This window comes from Psychrosphaera sp. HA2-10, assembly GCF_055693745.1.
In genome coordinates this window covers 1532070-1548499 of sequence record NZ_CM146341.1, presented here as the reverse complement: position 1 = coordinate 1548499, position 16430 = coordinate 1532070, and the positions used below count along the sequence as shown (strand labels likewise).

Sequence of the window (16430 nt, the reverse complement as noted above, 5' to 3'; positions counted from 1 at the left end):
CGTTGTTATTTACTCATTTTTTTAGCAGTAATAGCCAGGCGTTTACCTAGCGCAATTGCGATGTTTTTTTCACTTTCGGATAACGTATCTGATAGGTTTAAACCAGATACATGGCTTGCTCCATATGGCGTTCCGCCCGACTGGGTTTTGTGCAAATGTGGCTCAGAGTAGGGGATACCTAATAGCATCATGCCGTGATGTAAAAGCGGTAAACTCATGCTAAGCAAGGTTGATTCATTACCTCCATGCAAGCTCGAACTAGATGTGAAAACAGCGGCTGGCTTATCAATTAAGGCACCAGATAACCATTCAGAAGAAGTTGTTTCCCAAAACGCTTTTAATGGGCTGGCCATCATACCAAAATGACATGGGCTACCCATTGCTAAGCCAAGCGCACCTTTAAGATCGTTAGCTTGAACTAGTGGGTAAAGACTCTCACCATCGTCGCTTTTAGATACTGTTCGGATTCTTGCTTCTACACCTTCAAGTTCAATCCCTTTAGCGATTGTTTTAGCTAAATTAAGAACAGATCCATGCTTTGAGTAATAAAGCACCAAGATATAACTTGAAGGCATTAGATTATATCCAAGACGTTTTCAGGAGGCCTTCCAACAACTGCAGCCTCTCCATTTACCACTATTGGACGTTCAATTAGCTTTGGTGTGGCAACAAGTAATGTAATAAGCTCGGCATCAGTTAAGTTTTTGTTATCGGCGCCAACTTCTTTATACTCGGCCTCTTTATGTCGAATGATATCTCTCACGTTCACACCTAACTTGTTAACAATTATGGTTAACTCTTCGCTTGTCGGTGGTTGTTTCAAATATTCAACAACGATTGGCTCAACGCCGTTTGTTTTTAACAACTCTAATGTTTGACGGCTCTTTGAACAGCGTGGATTGTGAAAAATAGTTACGCTCATTTAAATGGTTCCTTTGATATCTTTAATGTACTGCTGACGCTCTCGATATTGATATTTTAACGCCTGGATGCGGTTAATCTCAGCGTTATCGTTTTTACCTAACATAGCCAATGCTCGGTCTAAAAATGTTATCGCTTCGTTATACCTGGCCATTAAGGCAAATAGTTCACCTTTAGTAATGTTGTATTTTGCCATATTTTTCGAGTCTTTGTATGCATCGACTAGCATTTGTGTAGCAAGTAAATCACGTGGTCTATTTAGTAAATAGTATTCGAGTAGCTCTATTGCTCTGTCAGGCATTTTTGCCTCTAACGCTACGTTTGCATAATTCAACGTGACAACATAGTTGTTTGGTTTGATTTTATAGGCTTTGGATAAAGCCTCTAATGCTAGTTCTGGTTTTTTGGCTGCAATAGCCAAATCTGAGTATGTGTCTAATAAGTACAAATTGTTTGGTGCAACTTTTACTAAGCTTTCCCACAACTCAAATGCTTTATCAATTTGTTCATCGTCAACCAAACGTAATAGCAATTCATACTGCAGCGCAAATTTCATATTGCCACTTGACTTGGAGATTAAGTTTGTTAGATCTTTGATTTTGTCGTATTCAGACCTTACGTAGCGAGCATTTATGCGTGCCTTGACTAACATAAATTCTAATGAGTCAGCATAAAACTTTTTTTCAAATTGCATTGCCCTAAGGCGGGCATCTGTTACTCGAGACTCCGGAAGTGGGTGAGTGATCAAAAAGGCGGGTATGTCTGCTTTGTAACGAATTTGCTCTTGAAGCTTGGCAAAAAACTCGGCCGATGCATACGGATCATAACCCGCATTAGCTAGAATATTCATGCCAATGTTGTCAGCTTCTTGCTCGTTACTTCGAGTGTAGTTGATCATCGCCTGTTGAGTGCCTGCTGTTGTGGCCATCATAGATGCCATAACTAATTGGGGATTAATAGCGGCTAGAAGAATAGAGCCCACAATACCTGCGAGAGTCAAAGGAGCACGATTATTAGCTGCTTCTTTTCCTCGTGCTAAATGACGTTGAGTTACGTGCGCTATCTCATGGGCCAAGACGGATGCTAATTGACTTTCATTGTCTGCTTTTGCAATTAAACCCGTATGAATACCGATAAAACCACCATAAAAAGCAAACGCGTTGATTTGGCTGTTGTTAACGCCAAAAAAGGTAAATGGAAAGTTTACGTCTTCTGATTTAGCGACCAATCTATTACCTAAGTCGTTCAAGTACTCAATAATTAACGGGTCTTGAAGAATAGCCGTTTGCCCTCTTAATTGGTCGTATATAATGTTGCCAAGACGTCTTTCTTTTTCAATGGATAAGGTGCCCAGCGCTGAAGCGCCTAAGTCTGGTAATTCATTATCGGAAGCCATCGAATGAGCAGATGCTGCGATTAGTGAAAATGAGGCGGCCAGACTAAGCGTTAATGTTAACTGTTTAAATCGAGAAAAAAGAGATGGCATAGGTAATACAGTTATCCTTTTATTTGACTAGAGATGATTATGTCCTCAGGTGATTCAGTTGGACTTAGACTTTGCTTTTTAAAACCTTGATCAATACTGAGTCCTCTAATTTCATGAACGTCTACTTCATCTTCTAGCATTGAAATCATTCGATTTACTACATTGTGTGCATGAATGATTAACGCCATATCTGCATCATCGCCATTAACCAATGTAAAGGCGATAAATTTATGCAGTTCTGGTATTCGCACTAAAACTTTCATTTGCGAAGGATCCCAACGTCTAAAATCTAATTTAGGATCATTTTCACGATACTCATCAATCAATAAGTTATTGACGTACGGAAAGGCTAAAAGTTCATAACCGGTGCGATTAAAAACATGATAAAGGCATATACGAGGGCGGCGTTCAGGTTCAATTGCATGCTCCGCCATTGATTTATCGGCAGATTCAGGAATACCTAAGGTGTCATAATTCCAGTTTTTACGATCGACTATTTTCTTAAACGCATTATCAAAACCGTAATGGATGAAGCCTTCTGCATCGGCAATAGATTTACCCACTAATTGAAAAAAAGCCGGTATTTCACCCCAGTTAATTTTCTTCTTAAAAGCATTAATATCTTTAATTTCTGCTTCGTCAGGTAAGCCGTATTTTTCTGGATATAAGCCCATAATTCTCTTTTATTTTTGCGTTTACTGCATTAAAAAATGTAAAGGTGTAGACTACGAATACTTAGACCATTTTGTTCAAGGGCCTAAATTTGAAGTCTAGTTACCAGTTTGATGCCAGAGGCTTAACTTGTCCACTCGCATTTGTACTTGTTAAGCAACAAATGATAAAAAATAACACAAAGGTTTTTCTATTAGATGATGAAATTACTCTATATAATTTCACTAGTTACCTTGAATCTCAAGGTGTTGCTTTTAATAAATCTGTACAAGACTCTATATATAAAATAAAACTATTGGATTAACGATAAGGTTTGGAACCCAATTATGTTCGAAGTAATCAAACAGTGGTACAGGAAAAACTTCTCCGACCCTAATGCCGTCACGCTCGCAATGGTTGTTATACTTGGCATGCTTGCCTTTTTTTGGTTTGGCAAACTCTTAACGCCGGTAATAGTCGCGGTTGTTTTTGCTTTCTTACTTGAATGGCCTGTTAAAAAAGTGACCCGCTTAGGTTTAAGTAGAAATGTAAGTACAACAATAGTTATTGCCGCGTTTGTTGGCGCAATGACCACAATGATTGTAATGGTCATACCGGTAATATGGCAACAAAGCTTAAGTCTCGTCAAAGAATTACCGGAAATGATGAAAAACGTTAAGGATTTCATCCAAGAGATACCAGAAAAATATCCTAATATCGATCCCATGTTAGTGGAACGAGTGATGGGGAACGTTGATAACAGGTTTGTAACATTCGTTGAAGAGTTATTGCAAGGTGTAATGACATCGGTGACGGACATAGCTGCACTATTAATTTATCTTATTTTAGTCCCGCTAATGGTATTTTTTATGTTGAAGGATAAAGCTTCGCTATATGCTGGTTTTGACCGCTTATTACCGACGGAACGAACATTAATAACTCAAGTATCTAGCGAAATGAATCAACAAATTATTAATTATATCCGTGGAAAGTTAATAGAGATCCTTGTCGTTGGTGTGTCCACTTATATAGCGTTTGTCATAATGGACCTTAGATATGCTGCCGTTTTGGGTTTGTTAGTGGGCTTGTCAGTTCTAATTCCATATATTGGCGCTGCAGTCGTTACTATACCTGTGGCAGCGGTCGCTTTATTTCAATTTGGTATAAGTCCTGATTTTTACTACGTGATGATAGCTTATGGCGTAATTCAAGCGCTAGACGGAAATGTATTGGTGCCTTTATTGTTCTCTGAAGCAGTGGACTTAAATCCCGTTTATATCATTGTCGCAGTATTGTTTTTCGGCGGACTGTGGGGTTTCTGGGGGGTGTTCTTTGCAATACCGCTTGCATCGTTGGTTAAGGCGTTAATTAATGCATGGTCAGTAAAACAACCACCCGTAACTGAAGAAGTTTAAAAGAATAATTTTTGGTAATAAAAAAAAGGCTCCTTGTTTGGAGCCTTTTTCGATCTAATAGAAGTGACAGCAATCAGCCGTTCAGTTAATTACTCAAGCTTTTACTGGTTTGCTAACACATCTAGAACAACTTGATGATGGTCTTTGGTTTTAAACTTATTGAAAAAATGTTTAATTTCACCGTCTTGACCAATAAGAAATGTTAAACGATGAATGCCATCATATTCTTTACCCATGAACTTTTTTAAGCCCCAAACGCCAAACGCATCAGCAACCTTATGATCTTCATCCGATAATAAAGGGAAGTTTAATTCATCTCTCTCAGTGAATTTCGTTAAACGTTTAACGGCGTCAGGGCTAATACCAACAGCTACGGTATTATATTTCTCTAAGTCAGCTTTTACGTCTCTTAAATTTTGTGCTTGCACCGTACAGCCTGGTGTCATGGCCTTTGGATAAAAATAAACTAACACTTGATGCTGCTTAAGAACTTCAGCCAACTCAAAGGTTTCACCATTTTGGTCGAGTAAAGAAAACAACGGGGCTTTATCGCCCGCTTGTAACGTATTCATATCGGATACTCCTTTTAGGATAGTTCAATAGTAATAGGACTAACGTGGCATTCCATATCATATGAATGACACAAGGCTAAAAAGTCAGTTTCAAACTGAGTTAATGATTCTGAGTTTGGCAATGACACTTCGATTTGAGCTGATTGCCACGTTTTTCCAGATCGCACGTCTGTGCTTGAACGTAGGCTGGTAATATCGATACCTTGTTCTGCTAGGTATGAAGTAAACACCTTAATCGTACCGGCTTTATCAGGCCCTTCGATAGTAATAAGGTAATGGTCTGTAAGCTCATCGCTAAGGTGTCGCTTTTGAGTTCGTTTCATCATTGTCAAAAGGGACAAGCTCATTGCTAATGGTGGTAATTGCGTCTCTAGTTGCAACAAATCAATGTGTTCACCTTCCAATAACATGATTATTGAAAATTCATTGGCGAATATTGCCATTTTACTATCTACAACGTTACAGCCGCATTGATAAACGAGGCCTGCGAGTTCGCTAACTAAACCTGTTTTATTTTCACCAATCGCGGTGAGTACAAGATACTGAGGGGCGGTATTAATAGTTGTCATAAATAATGAAAAAGCACTTCTAAAAATAATTCGGCCAAGCAGTTTAACATAACGGAATAAAAACGCATCAATGACGATAATCTTACTTGTTTATTCTAATTGGGCTAAGTAACATACCTTGCTATATAGATGGAGGAAGTATGAGTTTAAATCCCAAATTAACAGGTAGCTTTGTCGCGCTAATCACACCAATGCTAAATAACGGTGAAGTAGACTTTGATAGCCTAACTAGTTTAATTGAATGGCATATATCAGCGGGCACTGACGGCTTAGTTATTTTAGGCACGACAGCCGAGTCTGCAACATTGAGCGAAAGCGAAAAAATGCAGGTTTTAACTCATAGTATTGATGTCAATAATCAGCGTTTACCAATAGTAGTTGGAAACGGGACTAATTGTACTGCTAGTACCATAGAAGTTACGCAGAAATATGACCACTTAGCCATTGATGGTTTTCTGACAGTCACACCTTATTATAATAAGCCTAGCCAACGCGGCATGATCCACCATTTTAAAGCAGTTGCGGCAGCGACGACTAAACCAATTATTTTATACAATGTGCCTGGCCGAACGAATGTTGATTTATCAAATGACTCGGTGAAAGAGTTAATGGCAGTAAGTAATATTGTTGGTATTAAAGACGCAACAGGTGATTTAACGCGAGTTAGACAACTTAAACAGGCAAACCCTGACTTCATTTTACTCAGTGGTGACGATGCGAGCTCAAAAGATTTCTTACACCTAGGTGGTGATGGAGTAATATCTGTAACAGCTAATATTAAACCTAAAGAAATTGCTCAAATGGTAAGCCTTAGCCGTTCTGGGCAAGATCAACAGGCGCATGAAATTGATTCAAAACTTACTGCATTGCATCATGACCTGTTTATTGAACCAAATCCTGTCCCAGTAAAGTGGGCATTGTTACAAGAAGATAAAATAAGTTCTGATTTTGTGCGTTTACCGCTAGTAACGATGGAACCAAAGCATCATAGTGTTATCAAACAAGCGTTAGAACAAAGTAAATAATAATAAGATGGAGAAGTGCGTGAAATATCTTAAACCGGCCTTATTGGTTACTGTAGTATCTTTAACCACGGCTTGTACGACGGTTAAGAATTGGCTTAGTGATACGCCGAATGTAAATAATACTAAACAAAACACAACTACTTTGGTTGTGCCAGAAGACTTATTGGCCCCAAATAAAAGCAATGAATTTAAGTTAGCGCCAAATAGCAAAACAGCCAATGCGTCAGAAGTCGTTACATCTCCTTCTAGTGTGCTTGAAATTTTTCAAGGCAGTTGGGTTAACTCAGATGACGGCAACCCTTACAAAATTATGTTAGAAAAACCACAGCAAGTTGACGACTTTAATCAATTTTTATCGAAAGGTGTTGAAGGGTTAGTCGATAGCCGAGGTTATAAACTATTAAGCGACCAATCGGGTTATCGTATTGAGGTCATTAAAGATGTAGAAGTTGGCTTTTGGTTTTGGAAAAACACCGTAGAAACAGAGCGTTTTGTTTTTGATTTGCATACTAAGGTTCAACCTCATGGTCGAAGTGGAGAAGCCTATATTACTCCAGTTGATCTAGAAGTATTAAGTAAATCTAACGCGCCAAAGTTTTCCAAAGATTATCGCATCCAACAACTATCAGTTGAAATGTTAAACCAGTTTTCATTGGAATTAGACTACCAATTTAGAGTGGTTGTTCAAAAACAACAAATATTGACAGACGTATCGCTTGCAATGACTACCAACTCCTCAGGTGATTTTGTTATTTCTTCACAAAGAGAAATACAGCACGTTTACAAACAATTAGAAGATATTATTGAAGATCTAGGCTTTTCAATAGAAGAAGAAGACAAAGGGTTATTTTTATATTCATTAAGTTACGATAAAAATAATAGCTCAATTTGGAATTCTATATTTGGTTCTGATTACGCCAATAAATTATCACTACCAAGTGGTAAATATGAGGTTGTATTGATAACAAGTATTGATGGTGTTTATGCTACGTTTAGTGACGAAGCAGGGCAACCTCTTAGCGAAAGCCAAGTAAAAGAAATATTTGATCTAATAATAAAAATAGTCAAAGAAGACGATATTGAACTGTAAACTTTTTTAGTTAACAAACGGTTCATTGACCAACGCCGCTCATATAGCGGCGTTGCTGTGTTTAGTTTAGGTAGAGATAATTAAGGGACAAGATGCCAGCCTTAAATCGGATAATATTAATTAATACTCATATGCAGGGAGTTGTTGAGCTTAACCTTGATGGCCACACTAATATTTGTGGTACAAACGCCTCTGGTAAGACAACACTTCAGCGATTAATTCCAGTCTTTTATGGCGAGTATCCAAGTCGGGTTGTACCCGCCACTCGTGATTCCTTTGAACGTTGGTATTTACCACAAACTAATAGTTATATTATTTATGAGTATTTACGCGGCGACGATGATGTTGATGTATGTCAGGTAGTGCTGACATCTTCAGGTAAGGGCGTTGATTATCGATTAATTAACAAGAGATTTGAGCTGGCGGATTACCTATCTCAAGGCGTATTAGAAGATCAACAAGCAACCAGTCCAACAGAATTGGTTCGTACGATTAAACGTGACGGTATTTTATGTTCTCGTAAGCTTAATACCAAAGAGTTCAAAGCCATCATTCAAAATGACAGGGCTGTATTAGCAAGTCATAGAGATTTACCAGGTTATGCTCGTTTATTTAGTTTAGCGCACGGAAACAAAAACCTTCGTCACATAGAAAAGTTAGCAAAAGCCGTTCACAGCAAAGAAGGCAAGATGGAAACCATCAAAGCGATGGTTGCGGCTATTTTAGAAGAAGACGGCATTACACCGGGAGAGACGAAACTCAGCGCTACTAAAGTGGATGAGTGGATTCGAGAGTGTAAGCTCATAAAAGGTTTTGAAGCTATTCGACCTGAGTTCACCAAGCTGGAACAATCCTATTCTGATTTTAACCAAATTAACCAACGTCTTGCAGAATTGAAGCAGCAAATTAGTCTAGATCAAAGCATTTTGGCGAAGTCAAAAGCAGAACTAGATGGTGCAATGCTTCAGAATAAACTCGATTATCAACAGTTAGAGAACGTTTGGTCTGAACAACGCGATGAATTAAACCAGACACATTCTGCAGCTAAATCAGATGTGGAAATTTACACATCTAAACTAGATGCTGTTGAGTCTGAATATGATGACTGGCAAGACAAAAACATAGAAAAATATAAAGAAAACCTTGAACAACTACCTCGTTGGAATAGTGAATTACAAAGTGCAGAGTCAAGATTAGTATTACTGACAGACCAACACCAAGATATTGAATCTAGGTTTAATAAACAATTGATTGATATTCGAGATCAGCACGAACAAGAGCTCGAAGCCTACGTTGAACAAAAAGAAACACTTAAAGACGCTCGAACCGAAAAGGTGACCGATCAAAATAGTCAACTAAGTGCGTTACAAACAAAGTTCGATAATGAACTAAACCTGCTCAATTCAGAATATCGAGAGCAAAAATTCACGTTAGAAACCGAACTTACAAAGTTGTCTACCTTAGTCAACAATGTTGGCTTTACTCAACAAGAGCAACATCAATTAGAGTTACTAGAACTTGCTGTACGTGAAGCTTCAGAGCTAGAAGACATAGCCAGGGAAAAGTTGAAACAGGCGCAGGATAACCTGACGAAAGTAAAATCAAGTCAGCACCACGAAGACCTTAACTTACAAAAAGCAAGACAAGACGTCGCTGAGAAAGAAAAGGTAGTTGATGCAGTCAATGCGATTTTATACCCAGGTCAAGGTTCACTGCTTGAGTTCCTGCGTCAAGAAAAGCCGGGATGGGAAAGTAATATTGGTAAAGTTATTAATCCGTCGTTATTGCAACGAACAGATCTTGAACCAAGTATTTCCGCTAGTAACGATGAGCATAGTTTTGGTCTTGTCCTCGCCACCGCTAACATTAAGATGCCAGATGACTGTGTACAAGAATCTGAATTACAACGCCGTTTAGACCTAGCTGAGCAGCAATTAAAAGATGCATTAGAAGCTCAACATAGCTCAGAGTCTAAACTATCGGATATAAATAATGGTCTACGAACAGCTGAGCTTCAATGCGCAAAAGCACAAACAGAAGTTAACAATGCTTTACTAAATCGTAAACGCGCAATTCAAGATAAAGAACAAACAACTCATGAGTTTCAAGCGGCGCTTAAAGACAGAAAACAACATTATCAAAAGCAAATAGCCCAGCAAACCAGTGCATTACAAACATTAAAAATGAAGCAAGATGAGGCGCTTGATGAAGTTGCCGATCAGCAAAGAGACGCTGAAATGGAACTCAAGTCTCACTGGCAAACATTAATTAATGAAGTAGAACAACAATTAGCTCAAATAGAAAGTCATATCGCTCAATGCCAAACATCGCTTAAGTCAGAGATAAAGCAGCTTGAGCAATGGCAAAAGGACGAGTTAGCTAATAGAGGTGTCGACGTTGATGATATTGGTGATATCAAACGAAAGATTAAAAAACTCAAAGACGATATCAACAGTACCGAAAAACACAGACATCTAGTATTAGAATTTAATGTTTGGTATCAAACTAATTATGTAAAACAGAAAGTAGTTTGGCAGCAACAATTGGCTGATGCACGCCAGTTAGAAGCGCAAAGCAAACGTGAGTTGGATAAAGCGTTAAATGCTTACAAACAAAACATTACGACAATAAAACAAGTATTAACAGATACCGAAAAGTCGCTTAAGAATACGATAGAACAAGAGCAACAAGCGCAATTAATATCGGCTCAAATTAAGAAGCTTAAGTTACTTGATGTTCAACCTGTGCGAGAGTCGGGCAACATTGCTCAACGATTAAGTGAAGCAAGTAGTTTAATGGCCAAAAGGGAAGAGCAACTACAAGCAATTCGTCATTATGTTGATAATTTTGATCAAAAAATAGCAGCGCAAAGTGGTACCGGTTTTTATGACGCATGGGAGCGAAGTCGTGAGGCCTGCAGCACCATAGACGAAGACGGGTTGCGTCAGGTTGATGCTGTGAAATTAGTACCAGAATTAGACCAGCTTATTAATGGTTTAATACCACAAAAATTAAATAGTATTCGTGAACAAGGCCGAATCTTTGGTTTGGCACTATCTGAGTATTACAAGATACTAAAAGATATTGAACAACATATTGGTTTGCAGAGTGAACGAATAAGTAAAGAAGTTGATGAAGAGTTATTTTTAGATGGCGTTTCAGACTCTGCGGTTAAGATTCGCTCTAAAATAGACGAGTTAGAGTTTTGGCCTGATCTACAAAGGTTTAATGATCTTTACGCACAATGGATTGCATCTGGGGCGCACACTCTGCCTGATGATGACTATGCATTAAGTATGCGAAGAGTAATAGATATTCTTGGTAAAGCCGCACTATCTGGTGGTATTAGCAAATTACTCGATATTGAATTACACATCAAAGAGAGTGGCCGAGAGTTAGTGATAAGAACGGACAGGCAACTTAACGAATCTTCAAGTCACGGTATGGCCTATCTAATTTTATGTAAATTTTTATTGGCGTTCACGAGACTGTTACGTGGAAATAGTGATGCTATTATTCATTGGCCGATAGATGAGTTAGGTACTTTGCATCAGACTAATATCAAAAAAATATTTGATGCCTGTCAGAAGAATAAAATTCATGTGGTTGGTGCATTCCCTAATCCAGAATCAGAAGTATTGTCGTTATTTAAAAACCGCTATTTGATTGATAAGCAGAAACGTCAATTACAGGTCGTTGAGCCAAAAATTAACGCAATATCAAAACGCATAAAAGAAAAACTTAAAAAGACAGCAACAAAGGAGACATCAGCATGATTAGTCAACAAGGTATTGTGCTTGAGAAGCTGTTATCCGGTTTGTTCATTTGTGAAATAACAGATGAAGACAGCTTTCGTTTCCTAAAAGTATCTAGCAATCGCGAGGCGATCAGTCAGCAATTAAATGTATTAAATCGACAGCTCTCTAGTGCGGCTGATGAACAAGTTTATTACGCGTCTTATCAAACAATTGGTGATAGTGAACGTGAAAAATTAACAAAACAATTTGAAGATGTTTCAAACCATTTATTACCTCTAATCGAATGGTTATTATTAGTTCAAGAAGCCCTTAATAAAGATCTCAGCTTATCTCAAGGCATGAACCTCCGCCTTAACGAGTTGCAAACGGTAATTGAAGATACACCGGCATATGCAGAGCAATTAAACAAAATATCTCGTTATGCCATGTTTGGCTCAAAAGCAGCTGAATTAGACGCGCAATTAAAATTAATATTCAAACGTTTAGTAGAATTAGGCTATTTAATTAAGCCAAACCAAGATAAGCAAATCTACACGGTGACTGGGAAGATAGATTACCTGTTTGATGTATTAAAGTTTATTGATGAGACTGAACAACTGGGCGTTTCAAAGAAAGCCGAAGATGCTATGTCTCAAACACACTTGTTATAACGGCGGCTAATTATGAATAACAACTTGAAAAAAGCTGGTATCTCATTGCTAAATGCCTTGAGCAATCACTCCGAGTTGGTGATGCAAGCGTATTTCTCTGGCAGCATCAATGAATCTGACTATTCGCCAAAAGTGATTAACAATTTATTGGACGTCAAAATACTGTGGCGTCCTGAAAATGAACGGCAATTACGATTACGGCCGTCATTACGAACTTTGCTTGAAGAAAGTCTGCAAGATGAAAATAACCGACAAATTGACGCCAATATTGGGTCTAGTTTAACGACGTTAAAAACGCAAGCTGAGCACTACAAGGACGCGCTTTCACAAGGGCGTTTTAAGGAGTCGGAAGCTGTATTGTCTGATGTAACAGAACGTGTTTATAGTCTTACTGACATGTTAGCAACCAATGTTCGATTAATTTGGTCGCGTATAAGTAACGAGTTTGGATATGTGTCAACTGTTGATGCCAAAATACGAGAAAACGAATTGGCACAAACTCAAGTTTCTGAATTGTTAAATCAACTAAGTTTGTTCCAATTTGATAAGTTGAGCGAAATTTCTGGGTCACACAGAGAGTTGCGCCATTTGCTGGTGGTCACCCTACAAAGCAGTTTTGCTCATTGTACCCAAGAGCTGAGCCTAGCTCAGAGTAAGCTAATGGACTTACTTGGCAGATTTAGAGAATTTAAAGGGCGCACGCGTTTGTTAAAAGGGTTTGTTTTGCATCTTGAACAGCAACCAGATTTTAAGCCGCAAGCCTATCCAATGCTATCGCATGTACCTACGCTATTTAATGTTAGCGAAAGTATTATAAGTCCAGCAGCTATTGATGTTAACGATGTATCACAGGAACACGAGCTATTAACTATGGTTGATAAAATACGTCATATTAATCGTCGACTTGCTCCTGTTCGTACTGGCAGTAATATATCGCCATTAGTACTGCAAGATACAACTGCAATTGAATTAGAGGAAAGCCGTCTAAAAAATGCGGTAGAAGAGTTTTTCTGTGATGTAATTGAAGCGGGTAAAAATACGACAGCTTTAGATTACTATGCACAAAAACAATTAGATTTTGATCCGGAAGTTTGGCTTTATCAGGTCATTGGCGGTTATCATGGTTTACCTGAGCAAGACAAAGATTATTTTGCAATAGAAACGCTTGGTGCGCCAGATCCTGCGTTTAGCGGCAATTACGTTATCACCGATATAGAGATAGGTCTGCAATAACACAGACCTAGGATTAATTTCCGTCAATCAACTCATCAACGATGCGTTTTAGCAGAAAGGTTTCTCGTTCGACCGACATGCCTTTTTTTGCGCTGTGTTTAATGGTTCGTTCGTTGTGGGCAATGGCCTCGAATATATCTACCCATTGTGGTGTCATACCGTTTTGAACCTCGTGAGGCTCAAAAGTAGGGGCAGTTAATTCGCCTTCTATTTCACAGGTAAAACAATATGACTCCATGTGGATAATATCGAAACCCGGTTTATGCCAAGGCCTATATTCCTTGTATAAACCAAACTCCTTAATGTTCACCACTTTCTGCGCGCCGGTTTCTTCTTTTAATTCACGAACTAAGCCCTCTGTAATGGTCTCTTCATTATCAACCCCACCACCAGGTAAACTAAAGTCATCGTAGCGCTTGGTATAAAGCATTAAAATTTGACTTTGATTTACCACAATAGCTCTTGTTGCTTTTCGTGTAAAAGTTGATGCATTTAAGTCACTAATATCAGGGTGTATCGCAGTTGTTAATAAGCGCAAAATAACGGATTTCCATTTAAAAATTTAGTTGTTTCAATATTATGTTTCATTAAATGCAATACGCGGCTTAGCATTCGCTTTGTATTCAATAGTTGGCGCACAGGCTAAAATTCGTTTTGATTTTATTTCGCCTTTGTTAACTAAAAACGATTTTGTATCCTCAGCTCGACGTTGTCCTAAATCTATCAGTTGCTGAACTTGCTCAGCAGTAATTGATTTTTTACTAATACTACTGTGCTCATTTTCTTCAGCCTCTTTTGATGGTAGATCATCGATGACACTGATTGGGCATATTCTTATATTAGTAGAGTCGTGTTTTTTCAACACGAGTGCTAATTCCTGTAACCGTTGAATCTCTTTGTCGGAAAGTTCGTCTTGTTGTGGCTCAAAAAGCATATCGTTAAATCTTAACTTTAAAACATGTTTACCGGCAGAGAGAGCAAAGTTTACAACATTAGCGTAAGGCACAAACGTATTTATCAAATAATCTTTTGCGGCTGACATAGTTGCGCGCTGAACAATAAGTGATAAAAAGCCACTAAAGCCAACTGAAGGGTTATTGAGGTCGCCATCAAATGGAACATTAAGTTCAACATGCCCGTCGCCATCTTTTAACATTCCTAACGCATAATTGAATGAGATTGCACCGCCACTAAACGAACTTTCCTCGCCTTGATTAGATATGGCTGTTAAATCCACCGAGCGCATCAATAAATCAGCTTCACCTTCTATTTTGTTGCCGACAATATTAGCATTGATTGTACTATCTAATTGACCGGTGTTTATATGATAACCAAGAGCAGAGCTAATGTAGGGTGAGATTGATGCTAAATCAATTTCATCTAATGTGATTTTAATATCGTGTTTAGGCGATTCTATAAACAACTGGCTTCGGTCTGATACATTGATTTGAGCATAGGTATTATTCGTAGCTGCTAAATCAAAAACACTTACTAATTGTGGCTGACTACTATCAATATCAGCGAGTCTAATAGACTGTACTTGTATTAACGAACGGAAGTTTGGCTCAACACTCAAATCAAGCGTGTTTAGGTTAAAAACACCTGTGTTCGATAGCTCTGTTAGCCTTACCGTTATTGCCGGGGCCGATTTTTTTGTAAGTTCACTTTTGGGCTGTTCCGAACTAACTGTGTCAGTAGTCGTTCTATTTTTAGAATTTTCTGTATCTTTGTCAGTCATGCCGTCTGAACGTTGTGCAGGTGAGGGCAGTACAAGATTCGCTAAGGATTTATCTTTGTTGACAATAACATTAGTGGATAAGTCACCAATTATTATGTTCTCTATTGAAGCTAGACTATTGGATAGCTCGACGTTTTTAATCGTTAACTCAGCTAAATCTAGTAGTTTAGGTACCGTTTGGTCTTCATTTGGCATTAATTGTAAATTAACAAAGTTTGCATCGGAAAAAGCGACATTATATTTCGGTACGGCATCGTTTAAGTCGACAGTATTCGACACGTTGTTTAGCTGAAAAGACGCCAAGGTCAACATGGTTTTCGCTGTTTTTACAGTACTGACATTGGTATTTTTGAGTGATGTTTTATACATCACATCAGCACGTAAGTGTTCGCCCGCCGTTACGTTAATCTCGGCGATATCGGTATGCCACTGCTCAAAATTAACACTAACATCTTGTGCTGAAGAAACCACCTTAGTGTCGTTTAACGTAAGGCCAGCTTGTTCTAAATAAACCGCCACGGTGTCAGGGTCATCAAAAGTAATTTGAGGGCTAAGTCCCAGCAGTACATTTGTTATTACAGAGAGGCCTTGATTATCATCGCTAAGTTTATAGGCCAGGTCGCTGTTTAATTTAAAGTTAAGAGCTTTAGGTTGCAGTTTATTATTTAGTTGAAGATCAAAACTCTCAATGGTTAAGTTTTTTAAATCTATGTTATGACGCTGATTATTTAGGTTAGCGTTAATTAAAATATTTGATAATTCAATGTTAGATATCAAAACATCGGTAATAAAAGGTTCACTCGGCGTGGTTTGTACAGATTCAACTTTTGTTTCTGGACTTTTATCAGCAGTCTCGACGTTACTAGTTGTAAAATTGTCGGTAGACCACCCATTCAGTAGTAGGGCGTTGTCATCTTGTTTTGCCATATTAAGGGCTAGACCCGACAGCTCTATGTCATTGATAACAAGACCCTGATTAAAAAGCGGTGCCAGCTCAAGGTTAATTCTCATTGAATCAAAAGAGACTAATTCGGTTGTGTTGTTATGCAGCAAAGCGAAGTTTTTGACATTAAGCTCACTAATAAATGGGTCGTAACTAACGGATAAACTTTTATTTAAAGTTAACTTCTGCTCAGCAAACACATATTCCACACCCCAACGAGCAAAGTAGGAGGATAAAGTAAATAGTCCAATTATGACGGCAACAATGCTTGATACTAACAATAAAACAATGATTCTCTTCATTTTTCCTCCCTTACGTATGAACTGAATAACTTAGCACTGATTGACTAAAATTGGCATTGATAATTAAAAATGTAACA

Annotated in this window: 15 protein-coding genes; 7 read left to right on the top strand and 8 right to left on the bottom strand. The window is 38.2% G+C overall.

The genetic code is table 11. From position 1 onward, the window contains the following. Positions 1 to 5: 5 nt before the first annotated feature. Genes ACZ1GV_RS07020 through ACZ1GV_RS07005 form a run of 4 tightly spaced genes read right to left on the bottom strand, consistent with a single transcriptional unit; the run spans position 6 to position 3081 of the window. On the bottom strand, positions 6 to 575 hold the full coding sequence (locus ACZ1GV_RS07020; RefSeq protein ID WP_472673563.1) for an NAD(P)H-dependent oxidoreductase: 570 nt from the start codon (positions 573 to 575) through the stop codon (positions 6 to 8). Then, the gene (arsC, locus tag ACZ1GV_RS07015) at positions 575 to 922 is read right to left on the bottom strand and encodes an arsenate reductase (glutaredoxin) (protein WP_472673562.1); all 348 of its coding nucleotides are present in this window, start codon (positions 920 to 922) and stop codon (positions 575 to 577) included. Before arsC ends, ACZ1GV_RS07020 begins: the two co-directional genes overlap by 1 nt. Then, entirely contained in the window at positions 923 to 2407 is a 1485-nt protein-coding gene (gene bepA / locus ACZ1GV_RS07010; RefSeq protein WP_472673561.1) for a beta-barrel assembly-enhancing protease, read from the bottom strand. A gap of 11 nt (positions 2408 to 2418) precedes the next feature. Next, the gene (locus tag ACZ1GV_RS07005) at positions 2419 to 3081 is read right to left on the bottom strand and encodes a hypothetical protein (protein WP_210559346.1); all 663 of its coding nucleotides are present in this window, start codon (positions 3079 to 3081) and stop codon (positions 2419 to 2421) included. An 89-nt stretch (positions 3082 to 3170) separates the two neighbouring features. Here ACZ1GV_RS07005 and ACZ1GV_RS07000 point away from each other — a divergent pair, with 89 nt between their 5' ends. Beyond that, entirely contained in the window at positions 3171 to 3383 is a 213-nt protein-coding gene (locus ACZ1GV_RS07000) for a sulfurtransferase TusA family protein (RefSeq protein WP_210559347.1), read from the top strand. Positions 3384 to 3405: 22 nt separating this feature from the next. Further along, the gene (locus ACZ1GV_RS06995; protein ID WP_472673560.1) at positions 3406 to 4473 is read left to right on the top strand and encodes an AI-2E family transporter; all 1068 of its coding nucleotides are present in this window, start codon (positions 3406 to 3408) and stop codon (positions 4471 to 4473) included. Positions 4474 to 4574: 101 nt separating this feature from the next. Here ACZ1GV_RS06995 and bcp read toward each other — a convergent pair whose 3' ends face one another. Both bcp and ACZ1GV_RS06985 read right to left on the bottom strand, forming a co-directional pair. Beyond that, positions 4575 to 5045 carry a thioredoxin-dependent thiol peroxidase gene (bcp, locus tag ACZ1GV_RS06990; protein WP_472673559.1) on the bottom strand — a complete coding sequence of 157 codons (471 nt, stop codon included), beginning with the start codon at positions 5043 to 5045 and terminating at the stop codon, positions 4575 to 4577. Between the two features lie 14 nt (positions 5046 to 5059). Further along, complete coding sequence (locus ACZ1GV_RS06985; protein ID WP_472673558.1) at positions 5060 to 5614, bottom strand: glycine cleavage system transcriptional repressor; 555 nt, start codon at positions 5612 to 5614, stop codon at positions 5060 to 5062. Between the two features lie 140 nt (positions 5615 to 5754). On the opposite strand from ACZ1GV_RS06985, the gene dapA reads away from it, so the two are divergent. The 5 genes from dapA (at position 5755) to ACZ1GV_RS06960 (ending at position 13370) form a co-directional block, all read left to right on the top strand. After that, entirely contained in the window at positions 5755 to 6639 is an 885-nt protein-coding gene (gene dapA / locus ACZ1GV_RS06980) for a 4-hydroxy-tetrahydrodipicolinate synthase (protein WP_472673557.1), read from the top strand. Positions 6640 to 6658: 19 nt separating this feature from the next. Next, positions 6659 to 7729 (top strand): outer membrane protein assembly factor BamC, encoded by a 1071-nt coding sequence (bamC, locus tag ACZ1GV_RS06975; RefSeq protein ID WP_472673556.1) that lies wholly within the window; start codon positions 6659 to 6661, stop codon positions 7727 to 7729. A 92-nt stretch (positions 7730 to 7821) separates the two neighbouring features. Beyond that, positions 7822 to 11505 carry an ATP-binding protein gene (locus ACZ1GV_RS06970; RefSeq protein WP_472675846.1) on the top strand — a complete coding sequence of 1228 codons (3684 nt, stop codon included), beginning with the start codon at positions 7822 to 7824 and terminating at the stop codon, positions 11503 to 11505. Next, on the top strand, positions 11502 to 12137 hold the full coding sequence (locus ACZ1GV_RS06965; protein WP_472675845.1) for a hypothetical protein: 636 nt from the start codon (positions 11502 to 11504) through the stop codon (positions 12135 to 12137). The genes ACZ1GV_RS06970 and ACZ1GV_RS06965 overlap by 4 nt, the downstream gene beginning before the upstream one ends. A gap of 12 nt (positions 12138 to 12149) precedes the next feature. Then, complete coding sequence (locus ACZ1GV_RS06960) at positions 12150 to 13370, top strand: phosphoenolpyruvate carboxylase (RefSeq protein ID WP_472675844.1); 1221 nt, start codon at positions 12150 to 12152, stop codon at positions 13368 to 13370. A 13-nt stretch (positions 13371 to 13383) separates the two neighbouring features. Here ACZ1GV_RS06960 and ACZ1GV_RS06955 read toward each other — a convergent pair whose 3' ends face one another. After that, positions 13384 to 13908 carry an NUDIX hydrolase gene (locus ACZ1GV_RS06955; RefSeq protein WP_472675843.1) on the bottom strand — a complete coding sequence of 175 codons (525 nt, stop codon included), beginning with the start codon at positions 13906 to 13908 and terminating at the stop codon, positions 13384 to 13386. Between the two features lie 39 nt (positions 13909 to 13947). Then, positions 13948 to 16353 (bottom strand): DUF748 domain-containing protein, encoded by a 2406-nt coding sequence (locus ACZ1GV_RS06950; protein WP_472675842.1) that lies wholly within the window; start codon positions 16351 to 16353, stop codon positions 13948 to 13950. Positions 16354 to 16430 lie beyond the last annotated feature (77 nt).

What these genes read in the sequence shown, in the direction of transcription:
- ACZ1GV_RS06970 (WP_472675846.1), top strand. Translation starts at nt 7,822, where the DNA reads ATGCCAGCCTTAAATCGGATAATATTAATTAATACTCATATGCAGGGA.
- ACZ1GV_RS06960 (WP_472675844.1), top strand. Translation starts at nt 12,150, where the DNA reads ATGAATAACAACTTGAAAAAAGCTGGTATCTCATTGCTAAATGCCTTG.
- ACZ1GV_RS06965 (WP_472675845.1), top strand. Translation starts at nt 11,502, where the DNA reads ATGATTAGTCAACAAGGTATTGTGCTTGAGAAGCTGTTATCCGGTTTG.
- dapA (WP_472673557.1), top strand. Translation starts at nt 5,755, where the DNA reads ATGAGTTTAAATCCCAAATTAACAGGTAGCTTTGTCGCGCTAATCACA.
- ACZ1GV_RS06985 (WP_472673558.1), bottom strand. Translation starts at nt 5,614, where the DNA reads ATGACAACTATTAATACCGCCCCTCAGTATCTTGTACTCACCGCGATT.
- ACZ1GV_RS06995 (WP_472673560.1), top strand. Translation starts at nt 3,406, where the DNA reads ATGTTCGAAGTAATCAAACAGTGGTACAGGAAAAACTTCTCCGACCCT.
- ACZ1GV_RS07020 (WP_472673563.1), bottom strand. Translation starts at nt 575, where the DNA reads ATGCCTTCAAGTTATATCTTGGTGCTTTATTACTCAAAGCATGGATCT.
- bcp (WP_472673559.1), bottom strand. Translation starts at nt 5,045, where the DNA reads ATGAATACGTTACAAGCGGGCGATAAAGCCCCGTTGTTTTCTTTACTC.
- bepA (WP_472673561.1), bottom strand. Translation starts at nt 2,407, where the DNA reads ATGCCATCTCTTTTTTCTCGATTTAAACAGTTAACATTAACGCTTAGT.
- ACZ1GV_RS07005 (WP_210559346.1), bottom strand. Translation starts at nt 3,081, where the DNA reads ATGGGCTTATATCCAGAAAAATACGGCTTACCTGACGAAGCAGAAATT.
- arsC (WP_472673562.1), bottom strand. Translation starts at nt 922, where the DNA reads ATGAGCGTAACTATTTTTCACAATCCACGCTGTTCAAAGAGCCGTCAA.
- ACZ1GV_RS06950 (WP_472675842.1), bottom strand. Translation starts at nt 16,353, where the DNA reads ATGAAGAGAATCATTGTTTTATTGTTAGTATCAAGCATTGTTGCCGTC.